At 39.2% G+C, this 15,382-nt stretch carries 13 protein-coding genes; 3 read left to right on the forward strand and 10 right to left on the reverse strand.

The window, feature by feature from the left end; genetic code table 11:
- The gene (locus J8L70_RS10465) at window positions 1–657 is read left to right on the forward strand and encodes a class I SAM-dependent methyltransferase (RefSeq protein WP_211055521.1); all 657 of its coding nucleotides are present in this window, start codon (window positions 1–3) and stop codon (window positions 655–657) included.
- Window positions 658–706: 49 nt separating this feature from the next.
- On the opposite strand, the gene J8L70_RS10470 is transcribed toward J8L70_RS10465, so the two are convergent.
- From J8L70_RS10470 to dgt, 6 genes are all read right to left on the reverse strand, one after another.
- Window positions 707–1,849, reverse strand: coding sequence for a nucleoside hydrolase (locus tag J8L70_RS10470; RefSeq protein ID WP_211055522.1), 1,143 nt, complete (start codon window positions 1,847–1,849; stop codon window positions 707–709).
- A gap of 256 nt (window positions 1,850–2,105) precedes the next feature.
- Complete coding sequence (locus J8L70_RS10475) at window positions 2,106–2,498, reverse strand: ACT domain-containing protein (protein ID WP_211055523.1); 393 nt, start codon at window positions 2,496–2,498, stop codon at window positions 2,106–2,108.
- A gap of 20 nt (window positions 2,499–2,518) precedes the next feature.
- Complete coding sequence (locus J8L70_RS10480; RefSeq protein WP_211055542.1) at window positions 2,519–3,058, reverse strand: hypothetical protein; 540 nt, start codon at window positions 3,056–3,058, stop codon at window positions 2,519–2,521.
- A gap of 2 nt (window positions 3,059–3,060) precedes the next feature.
- Entirely contained in the window at window positions 3,061–3,516 is a 456-nt protein-coding gene (locus J8L70_RS10485) for a YaiI/YqxD family protein (protein WP_211055524.1), read from the reverse strand.
- Between the two features lie 179 nt (window positions 3,517–3,695).
- The gene (locus tag J8L70_RS10490) at window positions 3,696–5,174 is read right to left on the reverse strand and encodes a hypothetical protein (protein WP_211055525.1); all 1,479 of its coding nucleotides are present in this window, start codon (window positions 5,172–5,174) and stop codon (window positions 3,696–3,698) included.
- Between the two features lie 185 nt (window positions 5,175–5,359).
- Complete coding sequence (gene dgt, locus J8L70_RS10495) at window positions 5,360–6,823, reverse strand: dGTPase (RefSeq protein ID WP_211055526.1); 1,464 nt, start codon at window positions 6,821–6,823, stop codon at window positions 5,360–5,362.
- A gap of 158 nt (window positions 6,824–6,981) precedes the next feature.
- Here dgt and J8L70_RS10500 point away from each other — a divergent pair, with 158 nt between their 5' ends.
- Window positions 6,982–8,178, forward strand: a complete 1,197-nt coding sequence (locus tag J8L70_RS10500) for an ectonucleotide pyrophosphatase/phosphodiesterase (RefSeq protein WP_211055527.1) — start codon at window positions 6,982–6,984, stop codon at window positions 8,176–8,178.
- A gap of 179 nt (window positions 8,179–8,357) precedes the next feature.
- Here the strand turns inward: J8L70_RS10500 and J8L70_RS10505 are convergent, their stop codons facing one another.
- The gene (locus J8L70_RS10505; protein WP_211055528.1) at window positions 8,358–8,834 is read right to left on the reverse strand and encodes a TonB family protein; all 477 of its coding nucleotides are present in this window, start codon (window positions 8,832–8,834) and stop codon (window positions 8,358–8,360) included.
- Between the two features lie 85 nt (window positions 8,835–8,919).
- On the opposite strand from J8L70_RS10505, the gene J8L70_RS10510 reads away from it, so the two are divergent.
- Window positions 8,920–10,128 carry a benzoate/H(+) symporter BenE family transporter gene (locus J8L70_RS10510; protein WP_348772154.1) on the forward strand — a complete coding sequence of 403 codons (1,209 nt, stop codon included), beginning with the start codon at window positions 8,920–8,922 and terminating at the stop codon, window positions 10,126–10,128.
- A gap of 143 nt (window positions 10,129–10,271) precedes the next feature.
- On the opposite strand, the gene J8L70_RS10515 is transcribed toward J8L70_RS10510, so the two are convergent.
- From J8L70_RS10515 to rmuC, 3 genes are all read right to left on the reverse strand, one after another.
- The gene (locus tag J8L70_RS10515) at window positions 10,272–12,596 is read right to left on the reverse strand and encodes a S9 family peptidase (RefSeq protein WP_211055530.1); all 2,325 of its coding nucleotides are present in this window, start codon (window positions 12,594–12,596) and stop codon (window positions 10,272–10,274) included.
- Window positions 12,597–12,788: 192 nt separating this feature from the next.
- Complete coding sequence (locus J8L70_RS10520; protein WP_211055531.1) at window positions 12,789–13,472, reverse strand: haloacid dehalogenase type II; 684 nt, start codon at window positions 13,470–13,472, stop codon at window positions 12,789–12,791.
- Between the two features lie 110 nt (window positions 13,473–13,582).
- On the reverse strand, window positions 13,583–15,049 hold the full coding sequence (gene rmuC, locus J8L70_RS10525; RefSeq protein WP_211055532.1) for a DNA recombination protein RmuC: 1,467 nt from the start codon (window positions 15,047–15,049) through the stop codon (window positions 13,583–13,585).
- Between the last annotated feature and the right edge of the window lie 333 nt (window positions 15,050–15,382).

Raw genomic sequence — 15,382 nt, forward strand, 5'->3', positions numbered from 1 at the left:
ATGGCACAATTTACAGGTGAACAAGCGACGCTTTACAACGACCGAATTACTCACTTAGTCCCCGGTTATGAGCTGTTACATCAGCTCACTAATGCGCAATTACAAGCCACCCTAAACGATAATGCGCACATACTTGTTGTTGGCGCTGGTACGGGTAAAGAAATACTCGCATTAGCGGCCATCAATGCTAGCTGGAAGTTTACCGCACAAGACACCTCGCCCGATATGCTCGCTATTGCGCAGGCACAATTTGAGCAACAAGGAATTAGTGATCGCGTCACCCTTCATGCAGGATCATTAGATCAACTTTCGCTTCAAGCCGATGCGGCATTGTGCTTGTTAGTAATGCATTTTGTAGAAGATAACGGCGATAAAAAGCAGCTTTTAAAGAGTATTAAGTCAAATATTAAAAAACAAGCTCATGTGTATATTTGTGATTTAATGAAAGAAGAAACCTTATTTGAGCGTGAGGCTCAGATCAACACCTGTGCAAAGCTAGGTTTAAGCGAAGCAGGGCAAGTAAATATGGCGCAAAACTTTAAAAGTGAGTTTTACCCATTAGACCGAATGCGGTTTAGTGAATTACTAAGCGAATGTAAATTTTCTATGCCAAAGCTATACTTTAAAGCCTTAGGTTTTAGTGGTTATGTTATTTAACGCGACTTGCTAAACATAACCACTGGGTTATTAAATATATAAAGCGGTATTATTTACTCATGTTATTAGGTGAATAATATCGCTTTGTGGTTTGTGTATTTTCAATATTTAATATTTCAATTAACGCGTCAAATGCTCGCTGTGGTTGAGTTTCACGACAAATTTTTACCGGTGGGTTATCACCGCCAATACGCGTAATACCAAATGTAGCAGGGTCATAATGACGACGAGGTTGACCTGACTCAGTCACTTTAGGCATTGTCGTGTCAGTCCACTTATCACCGGTTTCTATTGGGGTATTTTCGACAAAAACAGATTGCATTTCACCTTGGCATAATTCAGGCTCGGCCACAATCAACGCAGCCAGTACATCCCAAAAGTAATACTCTTCAGAGTCGATAAACCAATCGTTGTCATCGAGTACTTTATCCCAAAAAATCGCTGCATCGGTTTTTGCTTCGGCTTTAAAGCGCTTTGCGTAAGCGGGCGTAACTTTAACTTGATTTGTTAAATCCAAACCAACAACTTCAATAGCAAGGCCTGAGGCAAACACTTTATCTGCTGCGACTGCATCAACATAAATATTCCACTCGGCTTTTTTATTGGGATGTTCATCAGTAAAACCAGGCACAATAATGTTTCCCGGTGCATCAAAGCCGCCGCCCATCATCACTAAACGCGATACTTTGGCTTTATCTTCTGGATATTTTTCTAACCAAATAGCAATATTAGTTAAGCTACCTACGGTGAGTAGCACAACCGATTCGCTTTGCTCGCTTAATAATGTATGGATTAACTCGGCCGAAGTAAGAGGTGACGGCGTTCGGTTAGTTTTTGGTACGGGTACACCCGATAAAGTATCGGCTTGTTTACGCCAAGGGGCAGGAAAAGCAAAGTAGCCATCTAGTGGATAATGATTCCCACATGCAAACGGTACATTGGGTGTATTAGACAACGAGAGCAAACTAGCAATATTTTTCATGTTTGCATCACAATGCCCTTCACCAACACCATTTGATGCAACACCTAATAGCTCTAATTCAGGATGGTTTGCTACCACCAGTAAGGCTGACCAATCGTCAATCCCCATATCTGTATCATAAATAACTTTTACCGCCGAAGCGGGTAAACAAAAAAAGACAAACACTAACGCAAATACTGCTTTATAGAAGCGAAACAACGAGCTGAACATTACACACCAATATCGATAATAAAAGGAGCCTAATACTAGCAAATATAAATAAATAGTAACAATCAGAAAATTACTGTTAACTAAGTGTAAGTAATTATATTTAAAATAGAATATTTTTAGTATAACGCTTTATCAACTTAAAAATCGAATGACTATATAAATAGTGGGTAGAGTAGTTAAATTTTATAAAAATGAGCAGTTTCTAACCTTTTAAAACAAAGCCAGTTAATCGTTAATAAAAGCGCTGTTTTGTGTATTAAACGATTTCTTTTAGCGCATTTAAAGCCGCAAGTGACTTTTCGGTATTAACAAAAATATGATCGTGATAAAACGCAGCAACCACATTGGCACTAATATTATGCTCGGTTAGTTTAGCCGATACCGCAGCAGTTAACCCGACCGCTTCTAGGCTCGAGTGGACATTAAGCGTAATTAAATGATATTTACACTCATAGGTTATCCCCGCTTGCTCGGCTGTTTTGGCTGTTAAAATCAGGGTTAAACCTTCATCTTCTACATAACTAGCAAGCGGATTTAAGTGTATATAATCACTTAAAGTACCGCCTAAACAACAAAATATATATTCGTCTTCTTGTAAAATGGGGTTCATCGAACTCAGTAGTTCGTTTAACGCTAAAATACCGGCCATTGTGATTCCTTCGGTTTATTTCACATAGAAAGTTGGGCAACTAATCCGCTTAATCTCGCAATTTTAATATTACTTAATTGCCGATAATCAAAATAGGGGCACACAATCACTCGCTGTGCTTTATCAATAGCAAATTCATCGTCGAGCCAAGTAAATTGTGTATTTAGCACACCTTGTTGTAGCAAATTTTTGGCGTGCGTACGCCCGGCAATAATATGTAATGTTTTTTTATTTTGTACGTTATTTAATTCAGGCGAGCTAAATAATAAGGCTGTTTTACTGTTATTTTGCAGTAAAAATGTATCCCGGTACTGCTGCCATGTAGAGGCTTGCTTTGCAAATGAGTAATACTCGCTAGGCAATGCAAATAATACTTTGGCATATACATTAAACACTTTTCGCCAACCATTACCACAGTGTTGGTTTATGCTATCAATTTGCCCAACACTTATTGGCTCAAGTGTAGTGAGTTGTTGAAAGTAGGGCATAGGTGGCATTTTTTCTACATAAACGGCCACTTTAAAATCGCTATCGCCAAGTCCAATGTGTTGTGCACTCACCATTAATTGGCCTTGTTTTGCGCTAATATTTTATCTAGGTTATTAGCAAAATTTTGTCTGTCATTTTGATTTAATGGTGCGGGGCCGCCGCTCATCTCAACTCCACTTGAGCGCATAGTATCCATAAAATCTCGCACATTAAGTAACGAACGAATATTCTCTACAGTGTAAAGCTCGCCTCGTGGGTTAAGTGCTTGTGCTCCGTTATCAATAACTTCACTGGCAAGCGGAATATCACCAGTTATCACTAAATCGCCTTTATTAACGCGCTTAACAATTTCATCGTCGGCCACATCAAAACCAGATGATACCTGTAAACGATTTATAAAAGGTGAAGGAGGAATTCGCATGGCATGATTTGCCACTAAGGTTGTTTCTGTTTTAGTACGCACTGCCGCTCTAAATAAAATGTCTTTAATCACCACCGGACAGGCATCTGCATCAACCCAAATTTTCATATATGCTCTTTATTACTGTATTTAATAGCATTGATCCTATAGCAAAATTTTTTAGAATGCGAAAAAAATGAAAAGAAAAAACCGCACTACACAAGTGACCCCCAGTAATTGGATTGGCCAACTATTGGGGGTCACGTCATACAGTGCGGCTTTTTATTATTTAAAACACAGTGCAAAGATTACTGTTTTGTTTCCATGTTTTTGGCTTTTTCTTCTGCATCAATTAATGCTTGTGATTTAGCCGTTTTTGCTTTGGTTTCTATTGTCGGTTTTTCAGCTGAGTTTGGGTCCCAACTTTCATCAAGCGATAAATTAGCAAACGGGTTGTTGTTATCCCCCTTCGAACCGCTAACCGAGCTACTTTGCGGTTGATTCTTAGGGTTATTATCTGGAGCAGGAGCTACCGGCGGCTCTTTTTTCTTCACCGCTTTTTTTACACCTGGTAGTGGAGCATTTGGATCAAAAGTACGTATTTCCGGCTCTTTAAAAACATGTTCAGTGCGTTTTATTTCAGCTTCAACACCTGGGTTTTCAGGCGCTAATAATGGCTCCTCAACTGGAGATTCATGGTTGCTTGCTGTCGGCTCCTCTAATATTGTCGGAAACTCAAGCTCATCGGTGATCGGTTGTGCCGGTGAAACCTCATTAAAGTCAGGCGCTGATAATTGTGCTTTATCACTCGAAGGTGGCTGCTCTTGTGCCAGCGCATTATCGTTTACCATAGGCTCTTCGAGCGGCTGCTCGTTTAACGCAGTGTTAGAGGCTGCGGGCTCTTTTTCATCTATGGCATTGGTATGTTCACTAAGTTGCGTCGCTTGTGCCGTTACGCTTTGCTTTACCGTCGTGTTATTAGGAGCTGCTTGCGTTGCAGTTAATGAGGGTTGCTCAACATTCGCATCGTTGTTGCTACTTAATGTGTCATTAAGAGGAGGAGTCGTGTTTGGGCTTTCTACTAACCCACTTTGAGGCGGCACTGAGTTATCAGGCTCGCTAAAGGTTGCAACTTCATCGGTATTGTTATCGTTAGTCACGATCGGACTTGGATCGGGGTTGAGCGCATGCATCGCTTTTGTTTTGCGTAACCGCATCAATAACACCAGTGCCAGTAAAATAATAATCGCGATAGCAATACTTGGCAGTAATAAAGCCGAAATGCCGCTGTTATTAGCCGGTGGCGTAGAAAAAACGATTGGTTTTACTTTGGCTTTTTCTTCTGCAATTGTTGTATTTTCAATCGATTGCTCTTTTTCTGCAACGTCTTGAATATTTTCAGCGCTGTTTTGTGCTGGCAACGTGTTATTTAGCGAGGTGGTAGTTAAAGCATCTGTCTGTTCTTTACTTGATGTTTCTGTCTCGGTGCTTGGCTGCGCCGTTACCTCATCTTGCTGCGCTAACTGCGCTTCGATGCTTTGAATTTGCTGTGTGTTTAGCTGTAGCTCTTGCGCTGTATACACATCACTTTGTTGCTCTTGTGCTCGTCTTGCATCGGCAGCTTGTTGTGCAATTATTTGTGCCTGTGCGGCCTCTTTTGCTTTTTGCTGCTCAGCCGCAATACGTTTTTCTTCGCTACAGCCACGTGCATACTTTTTTGCTGCATTTCGATAAGTGCGGGTATTTTTATTAGCCGAAAGTTGATTAACCTCTTGTTTTAACAGCAAGCACATTGCTTCGTTATACCAAGCATGACTGCTAAAGCTGTAAAATAGAGCTGTACAAAAAAATAGCGAGTTTAATCGTTTCATCATAAAAATAGGAAAAGTAAAATCAATACGCCAATTTTAAACATAAAATTAACATTTTACTAGACTAATGGCTGTATTAATTTTGGGTATACCAATTTAGTTTAGTCAATCACCATTAAACTTCGGTACTCATCATAAGCAAACTGATCGGTCATACCACTTATGTAATCTTGAATGAGGCGACAGCGATAATAAAATTCATAAGCACTGTGGTGATCGGGCTCTTCTTGCATTGCATCTAACGCGTGTTGGTAGCTATTTAAATGCTTTTTAGAGAGTTTTTTCACTAAGCGCGATTCAACTAATAAACGCTGATCGCCATGCAGTGCGCGTTTAAAATCAAGACTACTTAATTGCAACAAAGGTTTATAACAATCGAGTAACCCATTAATAATGCGATAGCCTTGCAGCTCTAATTTTTCAACTTCTTTATGAGAAAACACATACTGTGCAGCCACTTTTTTAAGGGTTTGTGTTACTGCGTGTAAATAACTTTTATCTTCAAGTAATGCATGATTAAAATCACCATGATAAATCGGCTCTATGTGCTTAATAAAACGCTTTGCGGCATGGTTAACCAGCGGGTGTAGTAACGCGACACGCAAATAAATAAAAAATTCACTATTAAAATTATAGGGTTGCTGCTGCGCTTTTAATAATGCGGTATCAACGGCTTTGGCAACAAAGTCCTTCTGCTCGCACTGTTCTAAAGTAAAGTTAATAAGTACTTTGCTAAATTGCTCTTTAAGTTTTTCGCATAACAAATCTATAGTAATAATGTCTTTTTCAACCGCATCTTCTATATCGGCTAGGCAGTACGATATATCGTCTGCAGCTTCCATAATATAACTCGCTGGGTGGCGGCAATATTGTTCTATTTCAAGTGCTTGTTGTAGGGTTTCGACAAAATGTTTTTCGCTGTAGTAATACCCAACTTTTTTCATTAAATAGCTTTTTGTTATCTCAATATTGCTATGTTCAAGCCCTGCTGGGCGGGTGTATTTTAAAATTCCCGCGCTTTGGCAATAGGTTAAATTAAGCCCTAACAATGAATGAATAATACGTAGCCCTTGTGCGTTGCCTTCAAAATTACAAATATCACGCGCAAGAGGCTTAAAAATAACCCCAATACTGGTGTGAGGATCGCTACAGCGTTCGGGCGTTAATTGGTGCAAGTGTGAACTAAACCAATGATTTATAGCAGCCTCACCAAAGTGACCAAATGGCGGGTTACCGATGTCGTGCATTAAGCAGGCCATTTCAACGAGGCTTTCGAGCGGGCGCTCAAGCGTGGTTAAGCCATATTCTTTTTGCTGTTGTGGTGTTAAGTAGGCAAAAATACGCTGTACAATAAAACGCCCTACTTGTTGTACTTCTAACGAGTGAGTAAGGCGTGAGCGTACAGCGGCATTGCGCTCAAGTGGAAATACTTGGGTTTTTTGTTGTAATCGACGAATGGCCGCACTGTTAATTATACGCCCACGATCACTTTCCATTGCTGTTTGCAAATTAGTTGTAGTGCGGTACATACGTGCAGGCGTAATTTTTTTAGTAAAGTCGATCATGTTATTTCCAATGCAATTTACTGACCCAAAAAGTAAATCTAAGTCTTTTGTTTTTTAGCGTATACGTTTAATCTAACAGCTTATTTTATCTATGACTAACTTATTTAACGCACTAAAAATACGCGCTTATTGTTAGCAAAATAATCTTTGGACCCACCATGAAAACCTGGTTTATTTATATCGTCACAGTTATTTTTATTTTATTAACTCATCATGCTAATGCCGCTCAACAAAGTGTCGTACTTATCTCTATTGATGGCTTTCGCTGGGATTACATTGAAAAACACAACGCGCCTAATTTAAAAAAAATGGCGCAACAAGGCGTGAGAGCGCAAAAGCTTATACCAGTTTATCCGACTAAAACATTTCCAAATCATATTTCTATAATCACCGGCTTATTACCTGTTAACCACGGTATTGTAGATAACAAATTTTGCGATAAAACTCGTATGAACGAGTGCTATTCAATGGGGAAGGGCTTTGTAGATAGTTCGTGGTTAAACGGGATACCATTATGGAATTTAGCCAAAATGCAGGGGCTTAAATCGGCTACTTATTTTTGGCCCGAATCCGATGCTCGTTTTAATGGTATGACTCCCGATTATTTCTACCATTACTCGAAGTACAGTGATTATCAACAACGTACCGACCAAATTATTGCATGGCTTAAATTACCTAAAGCACAACGTCCAGATTTTATTGCCAGTTATTTTTCGTTAGTCGACAGTATGGGCCATGAATTTGGGCCTGATTCACCACAAACCCGTGATGCCGTACAGCAGTTAGATACTTTAATGGGACAGCTAAAAACGCGAATAGATGAATTAAATCAAAATATAAACTTAGTTATTGTTTCTGATCATGGCATGAGCGCGGTAGATCCACAGCAAAGCATATTTATAAATAGCCTTCCAAAAGACGATAACTTTAAAATAGTAAACACCGGGCCACGCTTACTTATTTACACTAAACCCAATACCAATGCCGATATTGCACAATATAAAGCACGTTTACAAAAAGCAGCAAAAGGGCGTTACCAAGTATTATCTGACGAACAACTTAATGGTTATCACTATAATACAGGCCCTCGGGTAGGTAATATTGTCGTGCAAACTACGCCGCCTAAAGTATTTACCCAATCGGGGAGGGCTGATTCATTAGGAACACATGGTTATGCGTATACACCCGATATGGCAGCAACATTAATTGCCGTAGGCCCTGCATTTAAACAAGGCCTAAGTTTAGACTCGGTAAATAACTTAGATATTTATCCCGTGCTGGCAAAAGTAATGGGGTTAAATTTGCTGAGTAAAACAGACAGTGATGGCAGCACATTAATGCCAGCATTAAAATAGCGCAACATACCCGGCTAAATTTAGGCATAAAAAAAGCCCGCTTAATTTAAGCGGGCTTAATATTACTAAATTAGTAATCAAACGGGGAAATCAACATGAAACCTGAGAAAAACTGCAATTAATCATCAAGCGTAATAGTAAGACGCTAGCAATTAAATTAAGTTCAATAAAATTTTAAATTAATGTTTAGTAACGTTAATACGCATACCACTTGAGAAAATAATATCTTCCCCAGGGCAACTATAGCTTGGTGTAAGGCTTGCACACGGCTGATTAGGTTTATCAAAACAAAAATCAAATCGCGTTTGTGTTTTTACGGCTGTATTGAGTTTATTTTTAGCTAACGACGACCACGCCCATTGATTAATCACCTGTTTAGCTGCTTTATTAAAGTAATTACTGGTTGATGCAATCACGTTCATATTTTTTATTTCGTTATCGGGGGTTATTACATACTCAACGGTAGCACACCCCTCAACCGACGCCATTACCGCTTTAACCGGGTATTTAGCAGGAAAACGATTTAGGTCATTCCATTTAGCATTATTAAGCTCTCCTTGCGTAACAGGTAAGTGTGTATAGTCATTATTTACATCGGTTGTTTTACACCCATTAATAACTAAAACTGCGGCGACTACACATATTTTTTTAAACATAAACATTCCTTTTTATTACGCGTTAATATTCAATAAGAGTAACTTATATATAAATCTAAATAAACAATATTTAGCCAATTGCAAAATATTACCGACAACCGTATATTGTTTTTTTAGTTTAAAATTAGAGCAAATAATGAGGGTGTCAGATCAACTTTTAAATCGTATTATCGCGGGGTTAGTTGCGGTAATAATAGGCTTTGCCAGCTCTGTGGCCCTAATTTATCAAGTGGTTATTTCGTTAGGCGGCTCTGCTGATATGGTGGCCAGTTGGTTATTAACGTTAGGGCTCGTGATGGGAATAACCACAATAGGGTTATCGTATTATTATAAAATTCCCATACTGGTTGCTTGGTCAACCACGGGGGCTGCATTACTTATTTCAAGTGTACAAGGGTTTAGCTTAAACGAAGCCATTGGTGCGTTTATGTTTGCTGCATTGCTCATTGTGTTATCGGGTATAACGGGGTGGTTTGAAAAAATAATGAACAAGATCCCCACTGAATTAGCCTGCGCCATGCTTGCTGGCGTACTGGTAACGTTTGGTATTGATGTATTTAATTTTATGAATGAACTCCCGTTAATTATCGCGCTAATGGTGTTGGTTTATTTAATAGGAAAGCGCTTTTTTACGCGTTTTGCCATGTTAAGCGTATTGCTTGTAGGCATTGCTTTATCGTGGGTAACCGGACATATTGATACCAGCAGTTTACAGTGGCAACTTAGTGAGTTTAGTTACATAGAGCCTACTTTTAGCTTAAATGCCTTAATTAGTATCGGGCTGCCTTTATACATTGTAACCATGACCTCACAAAACCTTCCTGGTATTGCGGTATTAAAAGCGAATAACTATAAAACGCCGATATCTGGCGTGTTAAATGTAACCGGTTTAGCTAATTTAATAACCGCCCCATTGGGTGGTTATTCAATTAATTTAGCGGCCATTACCGCGGCGATATGTATGAGTGATGAAGCCGAGAAAAATCCCGATAAACGTTATTGGGTTACGATAGCCGCAGGTGTTTTTTATATTTTAATGGCTTTATCAGCGGCCACTTTAATTGGCCTAGTTGCCAGCTTACCGCAAGCATTAATTTTAGCGCTGGCTGGCATTGCGCTATTTGGCACTATTGCCAATAGCCTTCAACAAGCGTTAACCGGGTCTCGTTATAACGAAGCCGCAATTGTTACCTTTTTAGTAACCGCTTCAAACCTTACGTTATTTTCTATTGGTTCGGCCTTGTGGGGAATTATTGCAGGGGTGTTAACCTTATTAATTACACAAAAAGACTAGCGTTCATTGTGTATAAAAAATGCAAAGGCTGTTTTAGTAATATGACTGTAAAGCCCCATTACAATTTGCACAAAAAAACCACACATTAATGATTAACGTGTGGTTTTACTAAATACTAAAATAACGTAATTAAACCCGAGGGGTTACTGGTTATTTAATAAGTGTTTTTCAAAAAACTCGGCCATCATAGTGTGATAATGTAAGTCGGTTCCTTTACCTTCGCGTAAACTATGCGAGCGGTTAGGGTATGAGAAAAACTCAAACTGTTTGTTATGAGCAACCAGTTCGTTAATTAAGCGCTCTGATCCTTGGTAGTGAACATTATCATCGCCCGTACCGTGAATGAGTAACAGTTTACCTGTTAGGTTTTTAGCAAAGGTAATCGGCGAAGTATTGTCGTAACTTTCAGGATCGGTATTTGGATTACCCGCATAACGCTCTTGGTAAATAGTATCGTATAAACGAATATCAGGGACTGGCGCTGAAGCTATCCCCACTTTAAACTTATCGCCATGGCGAAATAGTAAGTTAAGTGTTGAACTACCGCCACCTGAGTGACCCCATACGCCAACACGTTCGGTATCAATGACACTCCAACGTTTAGCCATTGCATCTAATGCATCAACTTGATCTTGGACGGTAATTGAACCTATTTTTTTATAGATAGATTTACGCCAATCGCGTCCTTTTGGTGCGCGTGTACCGCGATTATCAACCGAGGCAACAATAAACCCTTTTTGCGTTAATAACGATTTATATAAAAAGCTATTTCCTTCCCAGCGGTCTTGTACTGTTGAGCCCCATGGCTCGCCATATACATAAAAAACAATAGGATACTTTTTACTTTTATCCATGTTTTTCGGAAACATAATATAACCATCTAGCTCTGTGCCATCGCGTGCAGCTACGTTAAAAAATTCATGCTCTGGTAGGCTTTGCTCTGCAAGTTTTTCTTTTAATTTGGTATTTTTTACTAAGGTTTTTACATTACTGTGATCGCTCACCTTAATGATTTCTTTACTTGGTGGTGTACCAAATTTAGAGTAGGTGTGCATGGCCCATGATGCATCTTTAGACATGTAATAACTATTAGAGCCTTCAAATTCGGTAGGTGTAACACGTACCGGCTTACTGCTACCATCAAGTGGTGTACGGTATAAATAACGCTGCCCTGGATTGCTTGGTGAGGCAATAAAGTACATTACATTTTTATCTTCGTTAATGCTAAGCATATCAATAATATCGTACTGCCCAGGGGTTAAGTCGATTAATGTTTTACCATCGCGCGATACACGGTATAAATGACGCCAGCCATCGCGTTCGCTGTGCCAAATAAAGAATTCTCCATCTTTAGACCAGTTTGCTTTATAAAACCACTCAATAAACGCTTCGTCTTTATCTTCTAGTATTTTTTTCAGTTGCTGTTTTTTCCAATCGAACAACCATACCTTGTTGTGGTTTTGTGGGCGATTTAAGTCTTGGATCATAAGCTCATCACCGTTGCCAGCCCAGCTAATACGTGGAATGTAGCGATCGCGATTATCACCTTCAAGTTCAGCCCAATGAGTGCGTTTATCGGCAATATTTACCACACCAACACGGACCGCTGAGTTAGTTTCGCCAGCTTTAGGGTACGGAAACTCTTTAAGAGTAGGGTATAGTTCGTCGGTGTTATTGATCATAGTAAAGTATTTAACACCACTGGTATCGAGTTGCCAGTAAGCAATTGATTTATTATCTGGGCTCCATTTAAACCCATCGGCAATCGAAAATTCTTCTTCGTAAACCCAATCAAAATTACCATTTACAATGCTGGCACTGCCATCGGTTGTGAGTGCCGTTACTGCGTCGTTGCCAACGCTTTGCATATAAATATTGTTATCGCGCACGTAGGCAACTTTAGTGCTATCAGGCGAGAACTTAGCAAACATTAACTTTTTAGCCTCGATATCACTGCCACCAAGTTGTTGTAATTGATTGGTTTGAAGGTTAAGTAACCAAAAATCGCCGCGGCTACGTGAGCGCCAAACTTGCTCGCTATTAGTAAATACCATTAACCATTGACCATCTTGCGACCATTGATAACTCTCGATAGCAAAAGGCTCATCGGCATTTTTAGGTAACAGTTTTTCAAATTCAACTAACACTTTTCGGCCTGTGCCGTCGGCGTTGTAAAACACAATATCGTTGCCTTTTACACCGTGTTGTTTTTCATCATTTTGTTTTTTATTGTTTTGTTTTTCGCTTTCACGCTCTTCAAGCACGGTGTAGCCCGTACCATCGTCTAACCATTTAAAGTAAGTACTACGTTGTGCTTTAAAGTCTTTTTCTTTATAAATTTGTTCTAAGCTCAATGGGTTATCGACTACTGGCATGGGGTTACTCGTTGTATTTTGAGTGGCTGAACAACCCGACAATAATACCGCGGTAAGTGCAGTAATCAGTGTCGGCATTTTAGGTAATATCATTTTACAGTCCTGTAAAAAAGAGGGTGGATATACACATAAGTAAATGTGCTAATGGCCTACTGTAGCAAATTTTTTATAAAAGCGTTGTGCAGTTATCGCAGATATTAGTGTGTTACTCGAAAAACCGTTAACTAAGATAAATACACCGCTGCTCATACACAGCGGTGACTGTAAAGGGGGATTACAATCGCATTATTTTACAGCTAACAATTTATGTTCTAAATCACATAAATCGGCTGCTATTGTACTGGGCTGTATTTCCCAAGGATCGAAAATAGCATCGTCGCTACGTTTTATCCAACCCCCACGCATGCCATGAGAAATAGCGCCAGTGATATCAAATGGGTTACTCGAGATTAACCACGTACTTGCACCTGTTGCTTGTGCTTGTCTTAAAAAATGACTATACACACCAGGATTCGGTTTAAAGGTTTTAATATCGTCGGCGCTGACAACCGCTGTAAAAAAATGATCGATTTGGGCATGCTCTAATAATTTATTCACGGCGTCGCGGGTGCCATTAGAAAAAGCAAATAATCGATAACCATGTGCTTTTAACTTTGCTAAACCAGTCGCTACATCGTCAAAAGCTGGGAGTGTTTTATAGCATTCAAGCAATTGTTGTTTTTGCGTACGACTAAGTGCCCTTTTATGCATTAAGCAGCTGTACTCAAGCGCGTGTTCTGTGCATTTAGAAAAGGGGATATAGTTTTGCATTAAGCCACGTCGAAACGAATATTCAAGCTGTTTTTCTCGCCACGTAGTAGAAAAAGCACGAGCCGTTGTTGCATCCCCAAGCATATTTTCTAGCAGCGACAAAACACCATGGGTATTAATAAGTGTACCGTAAACATCAAATGCCAGTGTGGTTGTCATAAATCACCTTAATAAACATAAACAATAACGACACTTTACCTGTTATTGAGCACACGCTCAAATTTAAAGCGCATTAAAAGTGATAACCACTACCTCGTTAACAAAGGCGGTTAATCTAGCTCTAGTTGTGCTCGCTCTACGCTGTCGTTAGGTAGCTCTTTAGTAACCGATACACCTAAATCTTTAAACTCTGCGGCTTGTTTTATTAAGTTACCTTTTCCGCTGTAAAGTTGTGAATAGGCTTTGTCGTAACTTTCTTTTGCACGGTCAAGCTGCTTGCCTACGCCTTCCATACTTAGTAAAAAGCCATTGAGTTTATTGTAAAAACGTTCTGCGCGATTCGCGAGCTCTTTTGAATGTTTAGTTTGCTCTTCAAATCGCCATAGCTGTTTAACAATATTTAAACTGGTTAAAAGGGTAGTGGGAGTGGCCACCAAAATATTTTTTTCAATGGCTTGCTGATAAATATCGCTTTTATATTTTAGCGCTTCCACAAATGCCGATTCAATCGGGACAAACATAATCACAACCTCGGGGGAATTTAACCCAGGTAAGCGGTCGTACGATTTACTGGCAAGTTCATCTATGCGTGCCGTTACTGCGTTTACATGCTCTTTTAGCGCTTGCGAGGCCTCTAATTCATTATCGGCATTTACATATCGGGTATAAGCATTCAACGAGGTTTTAGCATCAATCACTAAATGACGTTGTTGCGGTAAGTAAACCACCACATCGGGACGTAAACGGCCATCTTCGGTATTAAAAGACACTTCGCGTTCGTAATCTGTACCAGCACGTAAACCTGCACTATCGAGCACATTTTCGAGCATCAGCTCACCCCAGTTACCTTGGGTTTTCTTTTGCCCTTGCAAAGCATTGCTGAGTCTATCAGCTTGCTCGGTTATGGCTTGGCTTTTTGATTGTAAATGCAGTAACTCGGTTTTTAAGGCTGCGCGTTGCTTTACATCTTCTACGTGAATTGTTTCGAGCTTATCTCTAAAACCTTTTAGTTCACCTTGTACGGGTTTAAGTAATTGTTCAATACTTTCTTGATTGACGGTTTTAAAGCTTTGACTTTTTTCTTCTAAAATTTTGTTGGCTAGATTCTCAAATTCAGTTTTTAAAACCTGTTTACTATGCTCTATTTGCGCTAATTGCTCGGTAAAATTTTGTTGCTTTTGCTCAAGCGTTGTTTGCATTGTATTAAATTCAATATCACGCTGATTATACTGCGCTCGTAAGGTGCTTAGCTCAGATTCGGTTTTACGCCAAAAGCTATTAAATTGCTGACTTTGCTTTTCAGATTCAGTTAAGCGCGTTTTAAAATGTTGCGCTAAATCGCGTTGCTCTTGATGAGTATGCTCAAGCAATTCATGATTATCTTGTAACTCAACGAATTGTTGATTTTTAGTTGTCAGCTCACTTTGTAATACAAGTAATTGCTGTTGCTGCTCTGTAAGTTGTTTAGATAATTTTTTTCTAAATAATGTTGATACGCTAGCAAATAATATAACACCACAGCTTAAACCTGCGGCTAAACTAGCCCAATCGATATTGGCGATAATTTGTGTAAGCATAAAATAAACTTAGTATTTTTTAAGACACAACATAATAGCGAATTAAACTGAATATGTAGAGCAGAAGCTAAATTTAGGCATAAAAAAACCAGTTCAAAACGAACTGGCTCAACATTACTAAATAAGTAACCAAACGGGGAAATCAACATGAAACTTGTGAGCAACTGCAATTAATCACAAGCATAATAATAGACCGTTCAAAAACAAATAAGTTCAGCGAAATGCATTATTTTGATCATTTTTTTATTAAGCACAAATAAAAGCGCAGACATAAAAAAGCCAGTTCAAAACGAACTGGCTCAACATTACTAAACATAGTAACCAAACGGGGAA

The organism is Pseudoalteromonas sp. MMG010 (assembly GCF_018100905.1).
Classification (GTDB): domain Bacteria; phylum Pseudomonadota; class Gammaproteobacteria; order Enterobacterales; family Alteromonadaceae; genus Pseudoalteromonas.

Excerpts from the sequence above, each read along its gene's own strand:
- J8L70_RS10465 (WP_211055521.1), top strand. The coding sequence starts at position 1 with ATGGCACAATTTACAGGTGAACAAGCGACGCTTTACAACGACCGAATT.
- J8L70_RS10470 (WP_211055522.1), bottom strand. The coding sequence starts at position 1,849 with ATGTTCAGCTCGTTGTTTCGCTTCTATAAAGCAGTATTTGCGTTAGTG.
- J8L70_RS10475 (WP_211055523.1), bottom strand. The coding sequence starts at position 2,498 with ATGGCCGGTATTTTAGCGTTAAACGAACTACTGAGTTCGATGAACCCC.
- J8L70_RS10485 (WP_211055524.1), bottom strand. The coding sequence starts at position 3,516 with ATGAAAATTTGGGTTGATGCAGATGCCTGTCCGGTGGTGATTAAAGAC.
- dgt (WP_211055526.1), bottom strand. The coding sequence starts at position 6,823 with ATGATCGACTTTACTAAAAAAATTACGCCTGCACGTATGTACCGCACT.
- J8L70_RS10500 (WP_211055527.1), top strand. The coding sequence starts at position 6,982 with ATGAAAACCTGGTTTATTTATATCGTCACAGTTATTTTTATTTTATTA.
- J8L70_RS10505 (WP_211055528.1), bottom strand. The coding sequence starts at position 8,834 with ATGTTTAAAAAAATATGTGTAGTCGCCGCAGTTTTAGTTATTAATGGG.
- J8L70_RS10515 (WP_211055530.1), bottom strand. The coding sequence starts at position 12,596 with ATGATATTACCTAAAATGCCGACACTGATTACTGCACTTACCGCGGTA.
- J8L70_RS10520 (WP_211055531.1), bottom strand. The coding sequence starts at position 13,472 with ATGACAACCACACTGGCATTTGATGTTTACGGTACACTTATTAATACC.
- rmuC (WP_211055532.1), bottom strand. The coding sequence starts at position 15,049 with ATGCTTACACAAATTATCGCCAATATCGATTGGGCTAGTTTAGCCGCA.